This is a genomic window from Bacillus sp. GZB, assembly GCF_001975995.1.
In the GTDB taxonomy this organism is placed as follows: domain Bacteria; phylum Bacillota; class Bacilli; order Bacillales; family Bacillaceae; genus Bacillus; species Bacillus velezensis.
Genome location: NZ_MTQG01000013.1, coordinates 1 through 753 on the forward strand (window position 1 = coordinate 1; position 753 = coordinate 753).

The window sequence follows — 753 nt, forward strand, 5'->3', positions numbered from 1 at the left end:
CTTTGGGATGAGCGGTACGAATGCCCATGTCGTGCTTCAAAGCTATACGCCAGAAAGTACTGTAAGAGAGAAGGAAAACACTCAGGACGACAAACCATATTATTTGCTTGTCTTGTCAGCTAAAACATCTGGAGCCTTGCAGGGGAAAATTCATGAGATGGCGGGCTTTCTTGAAAAGTCTCAAAATACTGGAGCGATGGACCTGGCAAAAATCAGCTATACGCTGATGGAAGGAAGACATCACTTCGATCATCGCTGTGCCGTTGTGGTCAAAGACAGGGAGGATGCGGTCCGAATACTCAGGCAAGCTGAAGGGAACGAAAAACCGCCGAATTTGTTTAAGGGGAGAGTACCAAAGGACTTTACAGCTCAGAAAGCTATCCATAAATCTGTGAGAGGTCTCGTCGAACAAAGCCATAAGGACCGGGAAAATCCGTCTGAATATAGAGAGAATCTGTATGCATTGGCTGAATTCTACTGTCTAGGTTATGAAGTATCGTGTCAAGAGCTGTTTGATAATGGGAAACAGAAAAGAGTCAGTCTTCCGACCTATCCGTTTGCGAAGGAAAAATACTGGGTGCCTTCAGAAATTAAACAGCCGTCTGCAGCATCAACGAACCAGCTCGGTACCATACACCCGTTGGTCCATGAAAATACATCTGATCTTAGTAGGCAGCGTTTCACTTCTGTATTATCTGAGACAGAAGATTTCTTCTATTCCGTTAACGAAAGCTCTGCTTATCTGCCGGAGTC

1 protein-coding gene is annotated in these 753 nt (G+C 45.0%); it reads left to right on the forward strand.

The window, feature by feature from the left end:
* The coding region (locus tag BXO87_RS05745; protein ID WP_193427907.1) for a CurL C-terminal domain-containing protein at nt 1-753 on the forward strand (753 nt) is incomplete at both ends.